This is a genomic window from Pseudomonas hunanensis, assembly GCF_013393325.1.
In the GTDB taxonomy this organism is placed as follows: domain Bacteria; phylum Pseudomonadota; class Gammaproteobacteria; order Pseudomonadales; family Pseudomonadaceae; genus Aquipseudomonas; species Aquipseudomonas putida_P.
The window spans coordinates 59,168-76,761 of the sequence record NZ_QJRC01000097.1 but is presented as its reverse complement, the minus strand read 5'-3'; the positions used below and the strand labels follow the sequence as shown (position 1 = coordinate 76,761).

The following is a 17,594-nucleotide window of genomic DNA, read 5'->3' as shown; positions in this document are numbered from 1 at the left end:
AGTGATGCGATGCGTGTTCTGGTAGTCGGCGCCAGTAAAGGCCTGGGCAAGGCTTTCATGGAAGGGTTGGGCAAACCCGGCGATACGTTGATTGGGGTGTCGCGCAGCAAACCCGCGGCAGTGAATGTCGGCAAGGGTATTGACGCCCAGTGGATCGAGGCCGATCTAGGCCAGCCTGCCGCTGCAGTAGAGTCGATAGCCCGAGCGCTGGCTGAGGGTGGCGTGGATACGCTGATCTATAACCTCGGCCTGTGGGAGGCCGAAGCGTTCGAAGACCACTACAGCTTCCTTGATGACTGTGACGCCGCGCTGCAGCGCATGGTCGACTGCAACATCACCGCCACCATCCTGCTGGTCAAACGGCTGCTGCCGCTGCTGCTCGAAAGCGAAAAACCACGGATCATCCTGACCGGTTCCACTTCCGGCCTGCCCCAAAGCGGTCGCCCGGAAGTGACCTTCGCTGCCTCCAAGTTCGGCCTGCGCGGCATCGCCGAAGCATTGCGTGAAGGCTATCGAGGGCAAGGCCTTGGGGTGACGTGCCTGAACCTTGGGTACCTCAATACCGAAGACGGCCTGGATGTGCCGGTGGAAGAGGCTGCCGCGCGTGGGGAAGGGGGGCTGATACCGCTGCACGATGTGGTGCTGATGGTGCGCACGCTGCTGGAGCTTTCGGCGGCCAGTTATGTGCGGGAGCTGACCTTGCCGGCGATTGCCGATGAGCGGTTCTGAAGCCTGAGAGTGGTGTTCAAGCAGGCCCGGCCTCTTCGCGGGTAACCCCGCGAAAGGGCCTAGCCTGTTCTACTCAATCTGAGATCAGCGCTCGATCGCCAGTGCCACACCTTGCCCACCGCCAATGCACAAGGTCGCCAGGCCTTTCTTGGCATCGCGCTTGATCATCTCGTGCAGCAAGGTCACCAGCACGCGGCACCCGGAAGCACCAATCGGGTGGCCCAGGGCAATCGCTCCGCCATTCACGTTGACCCGCGCGGCATCCCACTCCAGCGCCTTGCCCACGGCCAGCGCCTGTGCGGCAAAGGCTTCGTTGGCTTCGATCAGGTCCAGTTCGGCCAACTGCCAACCGGCTTTGTCCAGGCAACGCTGGGTCGCCGAAACCGGGCCGATACCCATGATCGCCGGGTCTACCCCGGCACTGGCATAGGCGGCGACCTTCGCCAGCACTGGCAGGCCCAGGGCTTTGGCCTTGGCCGCGCTCATCAACAACACGGCGGCGGCGCCGTCATTCAGGCTGGAGGCATTGCCCGCAGTGACGCTGCCGTCCTTCTTGAAGGCCGGGCGCAGTTTGCCCAGGGACTCGGCGGTGGTGTCCGGGCGTGGCTGCTCGTCACGGGCGAAGACCTTGGGCTCGCCCTTTTTCTGTGGCAGCAGGATGGGGGTGATTTCCGCGTCGAAGCGGCCGGCCTCGATCGCCGCCACCGCCTTGCGCTGCGATTCGGCGGCAAAGGCATCCTGCTGTTCGCGGGTGAGGCTGTACGTGTCCACCAGGTTCTCGGCAGTGATGCCCATGTGGTAGTCATTGAACGCATCCCACAGGCCATCGGTGATCATGCTGTCGATCAGTTGGCCATGGCCCATGCGCAGGCCAGTACGGGCCGAGGGCATCACGTAGGGAGCAAGGCTCATGTTCTCCTGGCCACCGGCAATCACCACCTCGGCGTCGCCGCAACGGATGGCCTGGGCGGCCAGGTGCAGGGCCTTGAGGCCCGAGCCGCAGACCTTGTTCAGGGTCAGGGCCGGTACGCTGAAGGGCAGGCCGGCCTTGATCGCAGCCTGGCGCGCCGGGTTCTGCCCGGCGCCGGCGGTGAGCACCTGGCCGAGGATGACTTCGTCGACTTGCGCCGGGTCCAGCCCGGTCTGCTCCAGCAGCCGCTTGATCACGGCGGCGCCGAGGTCGACCGCAGGCACGGAGGCCAGGGCGCCCTGGAAGCTGCCAATGGCGGTACGGGTTGCGGCGACGATAGCCACGTCGTTCATGTTGTTGTTCTCCGGGCAATAGGCGTAGTGCCACCAGCATCGGCGGGTTTGGCTTATTTGTTAAGTTTGTTTTTCTTTCGGATTGATATGAAAAACAAATCAATGGGCACTTGGCGTCCTCCCCAACTAAGCTGAATTTCGTGCTGTTTCACTCAACCCAATGGAGCCCATACCCATGCGCATCCTGATCGCACTGACCCTCCTGATCGGCAGCAGCACAGCATTCGCCGCCACCCAATGCACCACCGCGGATAAAAGCACCTGGCAAGACCAGGGAAAGTTCCAGGCCCAGCTCAAGGAGCAGGGCTACAAGATCAACAAGTTCAAGGTTACCAAGGGCAATTGCTACGAGATCTATGGGTTCGACAAGGACGGTCGCAAGGTCGAGATTTATCATGACCCGGTGACCGGCAAAGCGGTCAAGTCCGAGTACCACGATTGAACAGCGACGGCATGGTGCGGCTGTGGGATCCCCTCCTGCGGCTGTGCCACCTGTCGATCGCAGCGGTGTTCTTCGCCAACTACTTTTTCAACGAAGAGGGCGATGACTGGCACCAGTGGCTGGGCTACTACGCACTGGCGTGCGTCGTGGTGCGCGTGGTCTGGGGCTTTGTCGGGCCAGCCAGTGCGCGCTGGGCCGACTTCTGGCCAACCCCGGCACGCCTGGCCGGGCACGCGCGCAAGGTGCTGCGTGGGGAGCCTTGCCATCGTCTGGGGCACTCGCCGATTGGCGCCTTGGTGATGCTGTTGATGCTGGCGGGTATCGCTGGCCTGGGCCTGACTGGTTGGGCGTCGCAGGAAGTGGATGCACTGTGGGGCGCCGATTGGCCGACCGACCTGCACGGTTGGTTGGCCAATGCGGTGCTGGCGCTGGTGTGTGTGCATGTGCTGGCGGCCATCTACGAAAGCGTGCTGCTGCGCGAAAACTTGCCGTTGTCGATGATCACCGGGCGCCGGCGGCGTCGTGATTGAGGCCAGGCCAGGCAACCTCATTCAAACGGCCGGGCACTGATGGGTCACACAGTGAATCCCCCCACCTCCAGCCGCGATGGCATCGATGTCCAGTTGCACGATATCCCGCCCTGGATACAACGCCGCCAGCAGTGCTCGGGCCTTCTCATCCGCCTGCGCATCACCGAACTGCGGTGCGATGATCGCGCCGTTGATCACGAAGTAATTGATGTACCCCGCTGCAAAGTCGTCATTACCTTTGCTGAACTTGTTACGCCGCCCGCGCAGCGGCGGTGACACCACGTGAACCTGCAGTTTACGTCCTTCGGCATCGGTGGCCTGCTTCAGGATTTCCAGGTGTTTACGCGTCACGGCGTGGTCATAGGAGTCCGGGTCGTTGTCCAGGTTGGCAATCACCACACCCGGCCGCACGAAGCGGGCGTAGAAATCCACATGCCCATCAGTGATGTCTTTCCCGGCGATGCCCGGCAGCCAGATTATCTTGCTCAGGCCCAGCCGCGCCTTCAGCTCGGCCTCGACCTCGGCTTTGCTCCAGTCCGGGTTGCGGTTGGCATTGACCCAACTGCTCTCGGTCATGATGCCGGTGCCGTGCCCGTCCACCTCGATGGCGCCCCCTTCACCCACCAGCTCACTGCGCTGGTAGCGCGCGTTGGCCAGGGTGGCAACGCGTTTGGCCAGCTGGGCATCGTTACGGTGGCGCTGCTTGTTGCCCCAGCCATTGAAGTTGAAGTCCACCGCCGCCAGGGCGCCGTCATCGTCGACGACGAAATTGGCACCGATGTCGCGCATCCAGATGTCATCCAGTTGGCATTCGACAAAATGTGTGTTGTGGTGGCCACAGTGCTGCTCGGCCAGCTGGCGCTCGCTGGCGCGGCAGAACACGGTCACCGGCTGATAACGCGCGATGGCTTGGCTAATGCGACCGAGTGCGGCTTGCACGTCGGCGGTGAAGTCCTCCCAGATCGCATCCTGGGCGCCAAAGGCGATGAAGGCGCGCTGTTGCAATTCGCCCTCGTCAGGCATGAACCAGCGCCCCGGTTCTTCGGCACGGGCCAGCCCCAGGGGCAGGCCAAGGCCAGCGCCGAGGCCGGCGGCCAACGACAGTTGCAGGAAGGTTCTACGGCTTGGCATGGTTCAGTCCTGTGCAGTCTTGAAGCGCGTCCACACACGCATGCGTGCCCGCATGTCGGCCTGTGGAATATCCCGGCCCGGAATCAGCCGGGCATAGGTGGCTTCGTCGAGATAGATATCGGGGTTGTCGCGCATGCGTGGGTCCACCGCCTGGCGCGCTTTGGCGCTGGCCGTGGGGTAGCCGGTAAAGTTGCTGATGGCAGCCATGTTCGCCGGGCGCATGACGAAGTTGATGAAACGATAGGCGTATTCCGGGTGCCTGGCATCGGCCGGAATGGCCATGGTGTCCATCCACACCGTGGTGCCTTGGCGCGGTACGCGGTACTGGAAGTCGAGGTGCTTGCCAGCGGACTCGGCGGTACGCTGGGCCTGGATCACATCGCCGCTGTAGCCCAGTGACAGGCACAAGTTCTCGTTGACCAATTCGGTCACCGGCTGGGACTGGAACTTGCGCACATACGGGCGTATCGCCTTGAGCAGTTCGCTGGCGGCGGCCAGGTCCTCACGCTTGGCACTGCGTGGTTCGCGGCCCAGGTAGTTGAGTACCACGGCCAGCACTTCATCGGGCGAGTCGATGACCGAGATACCACAGTCAGCGAACTTGGCCGCCAGCTCCGGCTTGAACAGCAAGTCGAGGTTGTCCAGCGGTGCACCAGGCATGCGCTGGCGAACCTTGTCGGCGTTCACCGTCAGGCCGATGGTGCCCCAGGTGTAGGGCACCGTGGCCTGGCTGGCCTTGGGGTATTGGGCATGCAGCTTGCGCAGGCCGGGCTCGATATCGTCGAGCGCCTCCAGGCGGCTGTGGTCCAGTGGCTGCAGGCTGCCAGCGCGCATCAAACGCTCTGCAACGGTATCGCCGGGGAACACCAGGTCGTAACCACTGCGCCCGGACATCAGCTTGGCTTCGAGCACTTCACTGCCGTCCATCACGTCGTAGATCACCTGAATACCGGTTTCGGCCGTGAACTGCTTGAGGGTGTCCTCGGCAAAATAGTCGGCCCAGTTGTACAGGCGCAGCACCGGCTGTTCGGCCAGTGCCTGGCCAGCGCAGGCGGCCAGTGCCAATGCGGCTAGAACGTGGTGTTTCATGCTCAGGCCCTCAGGCTGTGTGGGTGTGTACCGTCCAGGGTCAGCAGCGTTGCGTACATTTCCGGGCGGCGATCACGGAAGATGCCCCAACTCAGGCGGTCTTCGCGCATGCCGGCCAGGTCCAGGTCATGCAGCCAGATGCCGCTGCTGTCGCGGTCGGCTTCGGCGAGCATGGCGCCCTTGTGGTCGCAGATGAACGATGAGCCATAGAAGCGCATGGCTAGCGCTGCATCGCTGGCGGCAACTTCCTCGCCCACGCGGTTGGCTGCCACCACCGGCAGCAGGTTGGCGGCGGCATGGCCGCGCATGGCGACCTGCCAATGGTCGCGAGAGTCCAGTTCGGCGCAGCCCGGCTCGGAGCCGATGGCGGTGGGGAACAGCAGCACCTCGGCGCCCATCAGGGCCAGGCAGCGAGCGGTTTCGGGGAACCACTGATCCCAGCAGATACCGATGCCCAAGCGCCCGAAGGCGGTATCCCAGACCTTGAAGCCGGTGTCGCCAGGGCTGAAGTATTCCTTCTCCTGGTAGCCGATGGCGTTGGGGATGTGGGTCTTGCGGTACACACCGAGCAGGCGGCCATCGGCGTCGGCCACGGTCAGCGAATTGAAGAAGGCATTGCCGGCGCGCTCGTACCAGCTCAGCGGCAGCACCACGCCCAGCTCGCCGGCCAGCGCGGCGAAGCGCTGCAGGATCGGGCTGTCGGGGTAGGGCTGGGCAAGGGCCTGGTGCTGGTGATCCTGCTCGATGCAGAAGTACGGGGTAGCGAACAACTCCTGCAGCAGGATCACCTGGGCGCCCTTGGCAGCGGCCTGGCGTACCAGTTGCTCGGCGCGGTCGAGGTTGTCGGGCAGGTTCCAACTGCACGGCATCTGCGTGGTGGCGATACGCAACTGGCTCATGGCTGCACCTCGGGCTGCTGCTGGGTGATGCAATGAATGCCGCCACCGCCGTAGGCGATGTGGTCAATGCGCACCGGCACGATCTCCCGGCCTGGGAAGGCGTGGCCCAGCTGCGCAGCGGCCTCCTGGTCGGCAGCGATGCCATAGGCCGGCATGATGATCGCGCCGTTGGCGATGTAGAAGTTGGTGTAGGACGCGCAGAACACCTCGGCATTCTGATCGACGGCGGCGCTGGCCTCGTACAGGTCGAGCAGTTCGAAATGGCGGCCTTGGGCGTCGGTGGCCAGTTCCAGGGCGCGGCGGTTTTCCCGCACCACCTCGGCGTACACCGAGTGTTGCTCATGGGTGGCGTCGACCAGCAGCACGCCTGGGCGGGCGAAGGCGCATACGCCATCGACGTGGCCGTCGGTCATGTCACCGGTGACGTACTGCGGGTCACCCGGCAGCCAGATGGTCTTGCTGATGCCCAGGTAGCGGGCGAAACAGGCCTCGAATTCAGCCTTGCTGATGCCTGGGTTACGGTTAGGGTTGAGCAGCACAGATTCGGTGGTGATCAGTGTGCCTTCGCCATCCACATGGATCGCCCCACCTTCGTTGCACAGGGACGTGCTGAAACCGTCCAGGCCCAGCTGGTCGAGCATGCGCCGGCCAAGGCTGCGGTCCAGGCTGTGGTGCGACTTGCCGCCCCAGGCATTGAAACGCCAGCTCAGGCCGGCCAGGCCATGCTGTGGGTGGCAGACGAAGCTTGGGCCGCTGTCACGGCACCAGCTGTCGTCCACGGCCAGTTCGATCAGCTCGATATTGGCGCCGCACAAGGCGCGGGCGCTGGCCATGGCGGAGGGGTCGACCACCATCTTTACCGGTTCGAAACGGGCGATGGCCGCTGCGACACGGGCGTAGTCCTGTTGTACATCGGCCAGGCGCACGTGCCAGCCGCTTTCCCATACGGCCTGGTTGTGTGGCCAGACCATCCAGGTTGCCGCGTGGCGGGCCCATTCGGCAGGCATACGCCAGCCGCTGTCGAGGGACAGGTGCATAGTGAACTCCGATCTATTAAGGATTTTTATCAACGAAGCCCGCCGTCGCGGGTGTTGGTGTCCATGCTATGGCTAGGCTTGGCTGGCGACAAACGATAGATTTAGCGCATATCTGATTAGCGGGTCTTATCAATCATGCTCAAACACTGGCCACCCCTTAATGCCCTGCGCGGCTTCGAGGCCGCTGCGCGGCTAGGCAGCTTCCACAAGGCCGCCGAGGCGTTGAACCTGACCCAGTCGGCCATCAGCCAACAAATTCGCAGCCTGGAAACCTACCTGGAGCAGCCGCTGTTTCATCGCAGTGGCCGTAGCGTGAGCCTGACCGACGCCGGGCACGACCTGCTCAGCACCACGCAATCGCTGTTGCAGCACCTGGCCGTAGGCATTCGCCGGCTAGACCAGTACCGCAAGCCCAATCAGCTGGTGGTGAACACCAGCCCGGCTTTTGCCAGGCACTGGCTGCTGCCGCGGCTGGCGGACTTTCACCAGCGCTGTCCGCAGGTCGACTTGTGGTTGTTTACCAGTTTCGAGGTGCCGGACATGGCCACCGAGACCATCGACCTGGCTATCCGCGATGATCTCAGTGCCCAGGCTGAGTGCAGCTTCAGCGTGCTGCATCAGGACCAGCTGTACCCGGCTTGCCATCCTTCCCTGGCGACTGCAACCGCGCGTACGACCTTGCACGGCGAACGGGAGATGGACTGGAGCCATTGGCAACTGGAGGGCGGCGAGGATGTTGGGCAGCAGGGCAAGGGGCTGAATTTTTCCGACCCGGGGCTGTTGCTGGATGCGGCGAGCGAGGGGTTGGGGGTGGCGTTGGTCAGCCAGTTGCTGGCGCGTCGGGCCGTGCAAGAGGGGCGTTTGCAGGCGTTGTCGGCGCAGCGGGTGCGGGGGCCTGCGTGGGCTTGCCTGGTGCATCGGGAGAGTCAGGAGGATCCGCTGGCCCGGCAGTTTCTGGACTGGTTGAGAGCCGCGTTGGCCTTGGATTGATGTCGGCACGCAAGAACCTCGGTTTTGCATCCCCATGATCACCCCGTAATATGTGTCGGATAACCTGCGGGGGTAGTCTCACCCTCTGATCAATCGGAATCGCCCCAAGCGGCGCTTCCCCGGCATAAACCTGACGAGGTACAGACATTGGCCATCATTCATCCTAAGGTTCGCGGTTTCATCTGCACCACGACTCACCCGAAGGGCTGCGAGCTCAACGTCCGTGACCAGATCGAAGCCACCCGCAAGCTGGGCGTGCGCGAGGATGGCCCGAAGAAGGTCCTGGTCATTGGCGCTTCCAGCGGCTACGGCCTGGCAGCTCGCATCACCGCGGCGTTCGGCTTCAAGGCCGACACCCTGGGTGTGTTCTTCGAAAAGCCTGGCACTGAGACCAAGGCCGGCACCGCTGGCTGGTACAACTCTGCAGCCTTCGACAAGTTTGCCAAGGCCGAAGGCCTGTACAGCAAGTCGATCAACGGTGACGCCTTCTCTGACGAAGCCCGTGCCAAGGTCATCGAACTGATCAAGAACGAAATGGGTGGCAAGGTCGACCTGGTCATCTACTCGCTGGCATCGCCCGTGCGCAAGCTGCCGCAGACCGGTGAAGTGATTCGCTCGGCACTCAAGCCGATCGGCGAGCCGTACAAGTCGACCGCCATCGACACCAACAAGGACACCATCATCGAGGCCAGCATCGAGCCGGCCACCGAGCAGGAAATCGCCGACACCGTCACCGTCATGGGTGGCCAGGACTGGCAGCTGTGGATCGATGCCCTGGCAGGCGCCAACGTGCTGGCCGAAGGCGCTCGCACCGTGGCCTTCAGCTACATCGGCAGCGATATCACCTGGCCGATCTACTGGCACGGTGCCCTGGGCCAGGCCAAGCAGGACCTGGACGAAACCGCCCTGCGTCTGGACCAGAAACTGGCCGATGAAGTGAAAGGCGGCGCCAACGTGGCCGTGCTCAAGTCGGTGGTGACCCAGGCCAGCTCGGCCATCCCGGTGATGCCGCTGTACCTGTCGATGGTCTTCAAGATCATGCAGGAGAAAGGCATTCACGAAGGTACTCAGAACCAGCTCGACCGCATGTACCGCGACCGTATGTACCGTGCCGACGGTGCGCCGGCCGACGTTGACGAGAAGGGCCGTCTGCGCCTGGACGACTGGGAACTGCGCGACGACGTTCAGACCGCCTGCAAGGCCCTGTGGCCACAAGTGACCACCGAGAACCTGTTCGAGCTGACCGACTACGCCGGTTACAAGAAGCAGTTCCTCAACCTGTTCGGTTTCGAGCGCGCTGACGTCAACTACGACGAAGACGTGGCCACCGATGTCAAGTTCGACTGCATCGAGCTGTAACCGTAGTTAACCTGCACCGGCCCTTTTGCGGGTAAACCCGCGAAGAGGCCGGTACAGGCTATAAAATCTTTGCTAGCTTTGGCGCACAACAACAGGGAATGCGCCATGAGTAGCCTCACCCAACCCGCCGCCCCCTTTCGCCAGGCCACAGCCGACGGTTACAGCCTCGGCGGCTTCTGCTGGCGCCACGCTCGCCCTGACCCCCAGCGTCCGCTGGTGATCATCAACGCTGCCACTTCGGTACGCTGCCGCTATTACTCCCGCTTTGCCGACTACCTGTTTGCCCATGGCTGCGATGTGCTGACCTACGATTACCGTGGCATCGGCGAGTCCCGCCCAGCTTCATTGCGCGGCTTCCAGGCCTCGTGGAGCGATTGGGGCAGGCTGGATTTCGAAGCGATGCTGGCGCATGCGGCAGAGCATTTCCCCGGTCAGCCAGTGGACGTGGTGGGGCACAGTTTCGGCGGCTGCGCAGTAGGGCTGGCCGCGTCGGCAGGCCAGGTACGCCGGGTAGTGATGGTGGGCGCGCAGTTTGCCTATTGGCGCGACTACGCTGTCGACCAGCGCTGGCAGTTGCTCGGCAAATGGCATGTGGTAATGCCGCTACTGACGCGGTTATTCGGCTACTTCCCCGGCAAGCGCCTGGGTTGGCTTGAAGACACGCCATCCGGCGTGGTGCACGACTGGACCACACGTACCCCACGTTACGAGCATCGCCCCAGCGCTCGGGCGCTGGCGACGCTTCCGTTCGTTCAGGTGCGGGCGGCGACGCTGGCCATCAGCCTCACTGACGACCCGTTTGGCACCGTGGCGGCGACCGAGCGATTGTTGGGTTATCTACAGGGTGCCCGGCACCTGCGTATCGCGCCTGTGGATATCTCGGTCGACGAAATTGGCCATTTCGCGTTTTTCCATGACCGGTTTCGCGAAAGCTTGTGGCCGGTGGCCTTGCAGTGGCTGCAGCAGGGAGAGCTGAAAGAAGGGGGGCCTGGAACCATCATGGATTGAGGGTGGGATCGATATTTTGGGGCTGCTTTGCAGCCCATCGCGACACAAGGCCGCTCCCACAGGAGGTATGCGCCCCTTGTGGGAGTGGCCCGGGCTATCTCAAGCCTTGCGCGACAGGGGCTGCCCGGCAAATTTCACGCCCGCCAGACCCTGCTTGATCAGCGCGCGGATATTGCCATGGTCGTTGCCCTCGGGCGTGGCCACCACGTCACGGTAGTGCTCGCCAAAGGCCAGCAGCGCTTCCTGGTCGCTCAGCCCTTCCAGCAAAGCCAGGCCCAGGGTTTTGCACGAACCTTCGTTTTGCCCGGCCGCATTCTCCACGCCGCCATTGTTGAACGCCTGAGGCTGGTAGCTGTAGTTGTCGGCAATGAACGCCAGGGTATCGGCAAAGACATGTTGGCCGCTGGCCAGGCTGGCGCGCAGGGTGTTCAGATCAGTCACGAGGTTTTCCTTTTTCGAACGCCGCTTGTTGTTCGGCGCTGGCTTCTTTCTGGTGTTGGGCTTTCCACTCGGCGTAGGGCATGCCGTACACCGCTTCGCGGGCATCATCCAGGCTCAGGTCGAGCTGGCGCTCGTCAGCCGCGGCCTTGTACCACTTGGACAGGCAGTTGCGGCAGAAACCGGACAGGTTCATCAGGTCGATGTTCTGTACATCGGTGCGCTTTTGCAGGTGTTCGACCAGGCGGCGGAACGCGGCGGCCTCAAGTTCGAGCTGTTGTTGTGGCGTCATGGGTGTCTCTCAAGTCATGCGGTTCTTCAGGTGGCGGCCACCGTTGATGACCACCTGGCTGCCGGTGCTGTACTGGCTGGCGAGCAGGTACTTGACTGTCTCGATCAGCGGGCCGGCGCCGGGTTCGAATTCCAGCAGGGCCTTTTTCAGGGTTTGCTGGCGGTAGGCTTCGTCACCCCCTTCCTTGAGGATCAGCAGCCCGGGCAGGATACCGTTCACGTGCACCTTGGGCGCATATTTTTCGGCAAATGACAGCACCATGTTCTGCAGCGCGGCCTTGGTGGCGGCGTAGCCGATGTGGCTTTTACTGCCGCGCGAAGAGGTTTCGTCGCAGATGTGGATGATGTCGGCCTTTTCCACCTTGGCCAGCAGGTCGCCCAGGGCCAGGTTGAGGTGGTAGGGCGCTTCGACGTGCAGGCGGAACATGGTGTCGAGGTTGTCGAGGCCATCGTCGAGCCACAGCGAGGCGTTATGGATGATGGCGCGCAAGCCGTCGTAATGGGTGTGCAGGTGGTCGATCAGGGCCTGGCGGTCGGCTGGCTGGCACAGGTCGGCCTGGAACTGCACGATGTTCGGGTGGGCCGCCTGTGGCTGGATGCTGCGGCTGGCACTGACCACCGTATGGCCGGCCTGTGCCAGTTCAAGGGCCAGGGCCAGCCCGACGCGCTGGCTGGCTCCGGTAACGAGAATGGGGCTGTTCATGTTCGGGGCGGTCAACTTGTCTGTCCTTTGGTTGCCACCCAGCATACCCGAACTGTTTCCCTGTTGTATGGCCTGGCCTCAGCGGCTGCGCAAGGCGCCAGTGGTGGCCGGGGAGGCCAGCAGCCAACTGGCTAGCAAGCGGGTGGACAACGGGATGAACAGGTACACCATCAGCGGCGTCAGGGCCAAAGTGCTGAGCAGTACGCGGGGTATCAGGTCGAGTGCCGACAACCAGTGGCCGAACAGAAGGTTGAATGCCAGCGATACCGGGAAGAACGCCAGCCAGATGGCCACGGCCTGCTTCCAGCGCGGTGGTTTTTGCACCATGTTGGTGCCAAACCAGTCATCGATGCCGCTTACGCGCGCCTCTTTGGGGCGCTCGAACAGGCCGTTGCCGCGCTGCAGCCAAGCCCGCCGCGAAGCGGAATGTTCCCAGGCATGCAAGGTGGGCTCGTCGCTGAAACGGAAGATGATCTGGAATTCGTCGCCATCGCGTGGCGGGGCGAGGATGCCCGAGCCGAGGTAACCGGGGAAGTCGGTGGCCAGCTGCTCGCCTTCGTGCAGCCAGGCCAGCAGGTCCTGGTAGCGGCCATGGGCGGCGCGGCGCGACACCATCAAGGTGACGGGTGGGGTAGACATCGTGTATCTCCTGGCAACGGGGCTGGCGGGTAGCTGGCCCCTTTGGCTGCGTGGCCCGGGGTGGTGGGCGACGCAGGCGTGCATGCAAGAATCGGGCGCGGATTATCGCGCAGTTGCGATCATCGGCAAATGTCAGCCGGCAAATGGCTGCACCCTGCGGCGGGTGCTGTCGTAGTAGACTATGTGTTCAACTTCCGCACCCAGGGTACACCGTGCAGATGAACGAACAGGGACGTAGTCCGGTTATCGATGCCAGCTTCGAGCAGCAGGAGCTGTTTCCGATTCGTGAAGTTTCCCGCCTGACTGGCGTCAACGCCGTGACCCTGCGTGCCTGGGAGCGCCGCTATGGCCTGATCCAGCCAATTCGCACCGACAGTGGCCACCGCCTGTACTCACAGGCCGACATCGACGAGGTCCGCCGTATCCTTGGCTGGCTGGAGCGCGGTGTGTCGGTCAGCAAGGTGGGTAGTATTCTCGCGCGAGGCCATGCCCTTGCCGGGCAGGCGGGTGGCGCGACAGATGCCTGGCAGCGTTGGCAGCACCAGATTCGTCTAGCGGTGCAGAGCTTCGATCTGGCAGGCCTGGATCGCCTTTACGAGATGGTATTTGCCGCCAGCACCCTGGATCAGGTTTTCGCCGAAGTGTTCATGCCTGTGTGGCACGACATGGCCGTGCGGCAAGGCGGCTACGGGCAGACCAGTGAATGGCTGTTCCTTGACCAGTTCCTGCGCGGTCGGGTGTTCGCCCGTCTGCAGCTTGCCCATGTGCCGCGCAGCCGTAACGTGTTGTTGGCGCCGTTGCCGGGGCAGTGTCATGAACTTGAGTTGCTGGTAACCAGCCTGCTCCTGAGCAGCGAGGAAACAGGTGTGACCCTACTGGCGAGCGGGCAGCCGCTGCGAGAACTGGCGTTGGTCTGCGAACGTCTGAAGCCGGACGCTCTGGTGCTGTTTTCTCATCAGGCACCGACAGCAGAAACTACCCGGCACGTTACGCGCCTGGCGGCGATGCTGGAATGCCCTTTGTTGCTGGCCGGCGAAGCGGCAGAAGTGGCACAGGAGAGCTTGGCTGGCAGCCTTGTCGCTTGCCTGGGGGCGCAAGGTAGTGTGATGCGCCAGCGTTTGCGGCAGTTCCTGGCCGGTCAGCTCGATACCTGAGTGTGCAGCTCGGGATGGGCCTGGCGATGGGCCTGGAGGATGTAGTCCCGCAACCGTTCGATTTCTTCGGCCGGGCTTTGGCTGAGGTCGTAGGCCGCCAGGTTTGGACCGATGCGCCGGCCCAATACGCCATGCAGTTCGATCGGGCTGATGCCGCCTGGGGCGAAGCGAAGCTCGAAGCGGGCGGGTGCCGCTGGCAGATCACGGATTTCCAGCAACACACCTTTGAAGGAAATATCACGCACCCACAGGCCGCTGGTCTGGTCATGGGCATCAAGCAGTGCGCTCGGCTGGTCCATCGACAGGCGCCAAGGGCGCAGCATGGGGCCGTCTTCGTAGATTTCCGGTGAGCCCAGTTGCAAGTGCAGGGCGTGAAACTCGTCCTCGACCAGTTGCAGCGGGAAACTGATCTGCTGGTTATTGAACTGGGCCTGCAAGGTCACTTGCTCGTTGGCCACCAGCTGGGTAAGCAAGTTCTGGATGCGGCGGTCGCCATTGACCAGCAGGCTCGACATGGAGTCGGCCAGGTTCAATTGCGGCGAGTGTTGCATGTTCTGTATGAAGTCCAGCTCGTCCTGGGTGAGGAGCACGTCTGCTTGCATGATCGAACTCGGTGGTGGCGATTTCTTCAACGGGGTTGACCGTGCGTGGCGTACTTGGTTCAGGCGCGTTCGTCGGTTTTCGGACGAGCGCACCTTTCGGCCAGTTCCCGTTCCAGTTCGACCTGGCGGCTGACGTCTTTCTGGATGCCGATGAAGTAGGTGCGCTGGTCGGCGTCGCTTCTCACCGGCGTGATCGACAGTTCGTTCCAGAAGGCGCTGCCATCCTTGCGGTAGTTACGCAGCACTTCGCGGCACGGGCGGCCTTCGGCCAGGGCCTTGCGGATGCGCGCGCGGCCAAGCTGGTCACGGTCGTCGGCCTGCAGAAAGCGGCAATCCTGATAGAGGACTTCGTCGCGGCTGTAGCCAGTCAGGCGTTCGAAGGCGGCGTTCACGTAGATCAGGATAGTGTCGTCGCCCTCCTGTTCGGCGACCACGATCCCGTCATTGGACGCATCGACCATCGATTGCAGCAATTGCGCGTTGATCATGTTCGGGCCATTGAGCAAGAAGGGGCGAAGCAGGGCTGAAGGCGGCGACTTTGGTAGAGGCGGCCTTTTGCCATCGCTGGATGCTAGTATCCTACGTTTTCACTCAGTTTCGGAATCCTCTTCCCGATGAAAGTCGTCATTATTTCCGGATCGGTCTACGGCACCGCCGAAGAAGTCGCACGTCACGCTGAATCGCTGCTCAAGGCAGCGGGGCTGGAGGCCTGGCATGCGGCCCGCGCCACCCTTCAGGATCTTCAAGGCTTTGCCCCCGACGCCTTGCTGGCCGTGACCTCGACCACCGGCATGGGCGAGCTGCCGGACAACCTCATGCCGCTGTACAGCGCCATTCGTGACACCCTGCCTGCGGCCTGGCGCGGCCTGCCGGGCGCAGTGATTGCGCTGGGCGATTCCAGCTATGGTGACACCTACTGTGGTGGTGGCGAGCAGATGCGCGAGCTGTTTGCCGAGCTGGGCGTGCGCGAAGTGCAGCCGATGCTGCGCCTGGATGCGAGCGAGACAGTGACCCCGGAGGCAGATGCCGAGCCGTGGTTGGCTGAGTTGGCGAGTGCCTTCAAAGCCTGAGTCCCAAGGTAGAGCCGCTCCTACAGGGGCAGTGTCAGGCGTTGAGCTCGCGCAACAAGGCCAGCCACGCCTGAGCCGCCCGTGACAGATAGGCCCCGCGTCGCCAGATGAACGCGATATCCCACCGCAGGTCTTCCGGCGAACGCAGCGGCACACGCACCACCCCGGGGCGCTCCAGCGCTTTTGCTACCACCCGGGGCAGCAACACCACACCCTGGCCCGCCGCCACCAGCGCCGCCAAAAAATCTGCCTGGCCACTGCGCCCGCCTTCTTTCGGGGTAAAGCCCTGCTGCTGACACGCCTTCAACAGCCGATCGTTAAGCACGAAGCTGCGCTGGTACAGCAAGAACGGCGTATCGGCCAGTTGCCCCAGGTCCACTCCGGCCAAGCCCGCCAAGGCATGCCCAGCCGGCAGCAAGGCGTCCAGGGGTTCGTTGCAGAACGGCTGGTAGTCGAATGCCTCGTCACTGGGCGTCAAGCTGCCGCCCAGTTCCAGCTCGCCGCTTCTGACAGCCTGTTCGACGCTGCGGCTACCGCCTTCGAGCAGTTGGATGGCGATGTTCGGGTGGCGCCGTCGGTACTCGGCGAACAGGCCGGCGAACAAGGCGTCGCTACCTAGCATCGGTAAACCCAGGCGCAGTTCGCCACGCTCCATCAGGCTGAGATCGTCCAGTTCGTTGAGCAACGCCTGACGCTGACGCAGCAGGGCTTCGCCACGCTCCAGCACGATGCGCCCGGCAGCGGTCAGGTGCAGTTGCGAGGCCTGACGCTCCAGCAGCGGCTGGCCCACATCTTGCTCCAGCTGGGCTACCTGCTTGCTCACCGCCGACTGGCTGATGTGCAGCGTCTGTGCGGCCTGGGTAAAACCGCCCCGGTGGACCACTTCGATAAAGCTGCGCAGTTGTTTGAATTCCATGCTTGGATTCCATTATGGAATGGCGATCAGTCTAACAATTCGCTTCTGGCCTAGGCAGTCGAATCTTAAAATGAGGGCCTGTCGAGGAAACCCGCCATGAAACCCGCCTTATTGAAAAAAGCCCTGCGCCTGCTCATCGAGTTGGCGATCCTCTGTGCCCTGTTCCTGCTCGGCGGCCAGCTCGCCAATTGGTTGGGCTGGCCGATTCCCGGCGGCGTGATGGGCCTGGCCCTGCTGTTGATACTGTTCGCTTCGGGTGTGCTCAAGCCGGCCATGTTGCAATTGGGCGCCGGCTGGCTGATGGCCGAGATGCTGCTGTTCTTCATCCCGGCGCTGATGAGCCTGCTGGACTACGGCTCGCTGATCCGTGAAGAGGGCTGGCGCATCTTGCTGGTAATCGCTGTGAGCACGTTGATGGTGATGGTGGTGACGGCATTGACCGTGGAACTGGTGTGCCGTTGGAGGTTACGCCATGAGCCTTGAACCCATGCCGCTGTTCTGGCTGGCGCTGACTTTGCTGGCCTACCTGGGTAGCCGCTGGCTGTACCGGCGCAGCAAGCGCTACCTGCTGTCGCCATTGATCCTGGTGCCGGTTTTGCTGCTGGCGGTGGCCGTGCCGCTGCATACAGCCTATGCCGAGTATGCCCGCAACACCCACTGGTTGATGAGCGTGCTCGGCCCAGTGACCGTGGCTTTCGCGGTGCCGATCTGGCAGCAGCGGGCCATGCTGGCGCGCCATTGGCCAGCCCTGATGGTGGGCATGGTGGCTGGTAGCTGTGCCTCGATTGCCAGCTCCTGGGGCTTGGCGCACCTGCTGGCGCTGGACAGCGCAACCAGCCTGTCGCTGGTGCCGCGTTCGATCACCACGCCCTTCGCCATGCCGCTGGCCCACGACCTGGGTGGCGTGCCGGAACTGACGGCGGTGTTCGTGATGTTCACTGGCGTGCTCGGCGCCATGTTCGGCGGCGTGCTGCTGCGCTGGTTGCCGCTGCGTACACCGCTGGCACGGGGTGCGCTGTTTGGTGTTGGCGCGCATGGCGCCGGGGTCAGCCGGGCGCAGGAGGTGGGCCGCGAAGAAGGCTCGGTGGCCGGCCTGGTCATGGTCCTGACTGGGCTGCTCAACCTGTTCGCAGCGCCGCTGCTGGCCATGCTGCTCTGACCGTTCGTGCCACTGACTCGCTCAGTCATCAAGCTGGCTGGCAACGCAAGTTCCAGCCAACGGGCTGCTGGCTAGACTCTGCCTCGACATAGAGAGCACATGTATGTGCCGAGGTGACATGCAATGACCGCAGCCTTGCCCTATT

22 protein-coding genes are annotated in these 17,594 nt (G+C 63.2%); 10 read left to right on the top strand and 12 right to left on the bottom strand.

Annotated features, from left to right (window positions below; all coding sequences use genetic code 11):
* The first annotated feature begins 9 nt into the window (after positions 1-9).
* Entirely contained in the window at positions 10-729 is a 720-nt protein-coding gene (locus DM807_RS21500; protein ID WP_060494107.1) for an SDR family NAD(P)-dependent oxidoreductase, read from the top strand.
* Positions 730-813: 84 nt separating this feature from the next.
* On the opposite strand, the gene DM807_RS21495 is transcribed toward DM807_RS21500, so the two are convergent.
* The gene (locus DM807_RS21495) at positions 814-1,992 is read right to left on the bottom strand and encodes an acetyl-CoA C-acetyltransferase (protein ID WP_179027894.1); all 1,179 of its coding nucleotides are present in this window, start codon (positions 1,990-1,992) and stop codon (positions 814-816) included.
* 175 nt (positions 1,993-2,167) lie between these two features.
* Between DM807_RS21495 and DM807_RS21490 the strand changes: the two genes are divergently transcribed.
* Entirely contained in the window at positions 2,168-2,434 is a 267-nt protein-coding gene (locus tag DM807_RS21490; protein ID WP_179027893.1) for a PepSY domain-containing protein, read from the top strand.
* Entirely contained in the window at positions 2,431-2,964 is a 534-nt protein-coding gene (locus DM807_RS21485) for a cytochrome b/b6 domain-containing protein (protein WP_081336958.1), read from the top strand. The genes DM807_RS21490 and DM807_RS21485 overlap by 4 nt, the downstream gene beginning before the upstream one ends.
* A 21-nt stretch (positions 2,965-2,985) precedes the next feature.
* Here the strand turns inward: DM807_RS21485 and DM807_RS21480 are convergent, their stop codons facing one another.
* The 4 genes from DM807_RS21480 to DM807_RS21465 are packed head-to-tail and all read right to left on the bottom strand — an operon-like array spanning position 2,986 to position 7,120.
* On the bottom strand, positions 2,986-4,095 hold the full coding sequence (locus DM807_RS21480; protein ID WP_179027892.1) for an agmatine deiminase family protein: 1,110 nt from the start codon (positions 4,093-4,095) through the stop codon (positions 2,986-2,988).
* 3 nt (positions 4,096-4,098) lie between these two features.
* Positions 4,099-5,184, bottom strand: coding sequence for an extracellular solute-binding protein (locus tag DM807_RS21475; RefSeq protein ID WP_012274163.1), 1,086 nt, complete (start codon positions 5,182-5,184; stop codon positions 4,099-4,101).
* A 2-nt stretch (positions 5,185-5,186) separates the two neighbouring features.
* Positions 5,187-6,083: an N-carbamoylputrescine amidase gene (gene aguB / locus DM807_RS21470; protein ID WP_060494103.1), complete on the bottom strand. Its 897-nt coding sequence runs from the start codon at positions 6,081-6,083 to the stop codon at positions 5,187-5,189.
* On the bottom strand, positions 6,080-7,120 hold the full coding sequence (locus tag DM807_RS21465; RefSeq protein WP_060515738.1) for an agmatine deiminase family protein: 1,041 nt from the start codon (positions 7,118-7,120) through the stop codon (positions 6,080-6,082). Before DM807_RS21465 ends, aguB begins: the two co-directional genes overlap by 4 nt.
* Positions 7,121-7,255: 135 nt before the next feature.
* On the opposite strand from DM807_RS21465, the gene DM807_RS21460 reads away from it, so the two are divergent.
* The 3 genes from DM807_RS21460 to DM807_RS21450 all read left to right on the top strand — a co-directional run bounded on the left by DM807_RS21460 (position 7,256) and on the right by DM807_RS21450 (position 10,477).
* Positions 7,256-8,110 carry a LysR substrate-binding domain-containing protein gene (locus tag DM807_RS21460; protein WP_012274160.1) on the top strand — a complete coding sequence of 285 codons (855 nt, stop codon included), beginning with the start codon at positions 7,256-7,258 and terminating at the stop codon, positions 8,108-8,110.
* Between the two features lie 147 nt (positions 8,111-8,257).
* Positions 8,258-9,469, top strand: a complete 1,212-nt coding sequence (fabV, locus tag DM807_RS21455; RefSeq protein WP_012274159.1) for an enoyl-ACP reductase FabV — start codon at positions 8,258-8,260, stop codon at positions 9,467-9,469.
* Positions 9,470-9,574: 105 nt separating this feature from the next.
* Positions 9,575-10,477 (top strand): alpha/beta hydrolase family protein, encoded by a 903-nt coding sequence (locus DM807_RS21450; protein WP_060494101.1) that lies wholly within the window; start codon positions 9,575-9,577, stop codon positions 10,475-10,477.
* A gap of 99 nt (positions 10,478-10,576) precedes the next feature.
* Here DM807_RS21450 and DM807_RS21445 read toward each other — a convergent pair whose 3' ends face one another.
* The 4 genes from DM807_RS21445 to DM807_RS21430 are packed head-to-tail and all read right to left on the bottom strand — an operon-like array spanning position 10,577 to position 12,548.
* Positions 10,577-10,918 carry a HopJ type III effector protein gene (locus DM807_RS21445; RefSeq protein WP_179027891.1) on the bottom strand — a complete coding sequence of 114 codons (342 nt, stop codon included), beginning with the start codon at positions 10,916-10,918 and terminating at the stop codon, positions 10,577-10,579.
* Positions 10,911-11,207: a DUF1244 domain-containing protein gene (locus tag DM807_RS21440; RefSeq protein ID WP_012274156.1), complete on the bottom strand. Its 297-nt coding sequence runs from the start codon at positions 11,205-11,207 to the stop codon at positions 10,911-10,913. The genes DM807_RS21445 and DM807_RS21440 overlap by 8 nt, the downstream gene beginning before the upstream one ends.
* Positions 11,208-11,216: 9 nt before the next feature.
* Positions 11,217-11,954 carry a dihydromonapterin reductase gene (gene folM / locus DM807_RS21435; RefSeq protein ID WP_012274155.1) on the bottom strand — a complete coding sequence of 246 codons (738 nt, stop codon included), beginning with the start codon at positions 11,952-11,954 and terminating at the stop codon, positions 11,217-11,219.
* Positions 11,955-11,987: 33 nt separating this feature from the next.
* Entirely contained in the window at positions 11,988-12,548 is a 561-nt protein-coding gene (locus DM807_RS21430) for a putative antibiotic biosynthesis monooxygenase (protein WP_012274154.1), read from the bottom strand.
* A 218-nt stretch (positions 12,549-12,766) separates the two neighbouring features.
* Here DM807_RS21430 and DM807_RS21425 point away from each other — a divergent pair, with 218 nt between their 5' ends.
* A complete protein-coding gene (locus DM807_RS21425) occupies positions 12,767-13,702 on the top strand; it encodes a MerR family transcriptional regulator (protein WP_179027890.1) in 936 nt (311 codons plus the stop codon).
* Here the strand turns inward: DM807_RS21425 and DM807_RS21420 are convergent.
* Both DM807_RS21420 and DM807_RS21415 read right to left on the bottom strand, forming a co-directional pair.
* The gene (locus DM807_RS21420) at positions 13,687-14,304 is read right to left on the bottom strand and encodes a hypothetical protein (RefSeq protein WP_012274152.1); all 618 of its coding nucleotides are present in this window, start codon (positions 14,302-14,304) and stop codon (positions 13,687-13,689) included. The two genes, DM807_RS21425 and DM807_RS21420, sit on opposite strands and share 16 nt — an antisense overlap.
* Positions 14,305-14,363: 59 nt before the next feature.
* Positions 14,364-14,792 (bottom strand): PAS domain S-box protein, encoded by a 429-nt coding sequence (locus DM807_RS21415; protein WP_179027889.1) that lies wholly within the window; start codon positions 14,790-14,792, stop codon positions 14,364-14,366.
* 126 nt (positions 14,793-14,918) lie between these two features.
* On the opposite strand from DM807_RS21415, the gene DM807_RS21410 reads away from it, so the two are divergent.
* On the top strand, positions 14,919-15,374 hold the full coding sequence (locus tag DM807_RS21410) for a flavodoxin (protein ID WP_012274150.1): 456 nt from the start codon (positions 14,919-14,921) through the stop codon (positions 15,372-15,374).
* Positions 15,375-15,408: 34 nt separating this feature from the next.
* Here the strand turns inward: DM807_RS21410 and DM807_RS21405 are convergent, their stop codons facing one another.
* The gene (locus DM807_RS21405; protein ID WP_060494099.1) at positions 15,409-16,290 is read right to left on the bottom strand and encodes a LysR family transcriptional regulator; all 882 of its coding nucleotides are present in this window, start codon (positions 16,288-16,290) and stop codon (positions 15,409-15,411) included.
* A 96-nt stretch (positions 16,291-16,386) separates the two neighbouring features.
* On the opposite strand from DM807_RS21405, the gene DM807_RS21400 reads away from it, so the two are divergent.
* Both DM807_RS21400 and DM807_RS21395 read left to right on the top strand, forming a co-directional pair.
* Entirely contained in the window at positions 16,387-16,773 is a 387-nt protein-coding gene (locus DM807_RS21400; protein WP_012274148.1) for a CidA/LrgA family protein, read from the top strand.
* Positions 16,763-17,449: an LrgB family protein gene (locus DM807_RS21395; RefSeq protein WP_012274147.1), complete on the top strand. Its 687-nt coding sequence runs from the start codon at positions 16,763-16,765 to the stop codon at positions 17,447-17,449. Before DM807_RS21400 ends, DM807_RS21395 begins: the two co-directional genes overlap by 11 nt.
* The last annotated feature ends 145 nt before the right edge of the window (positions 17,450-17,594 follow it).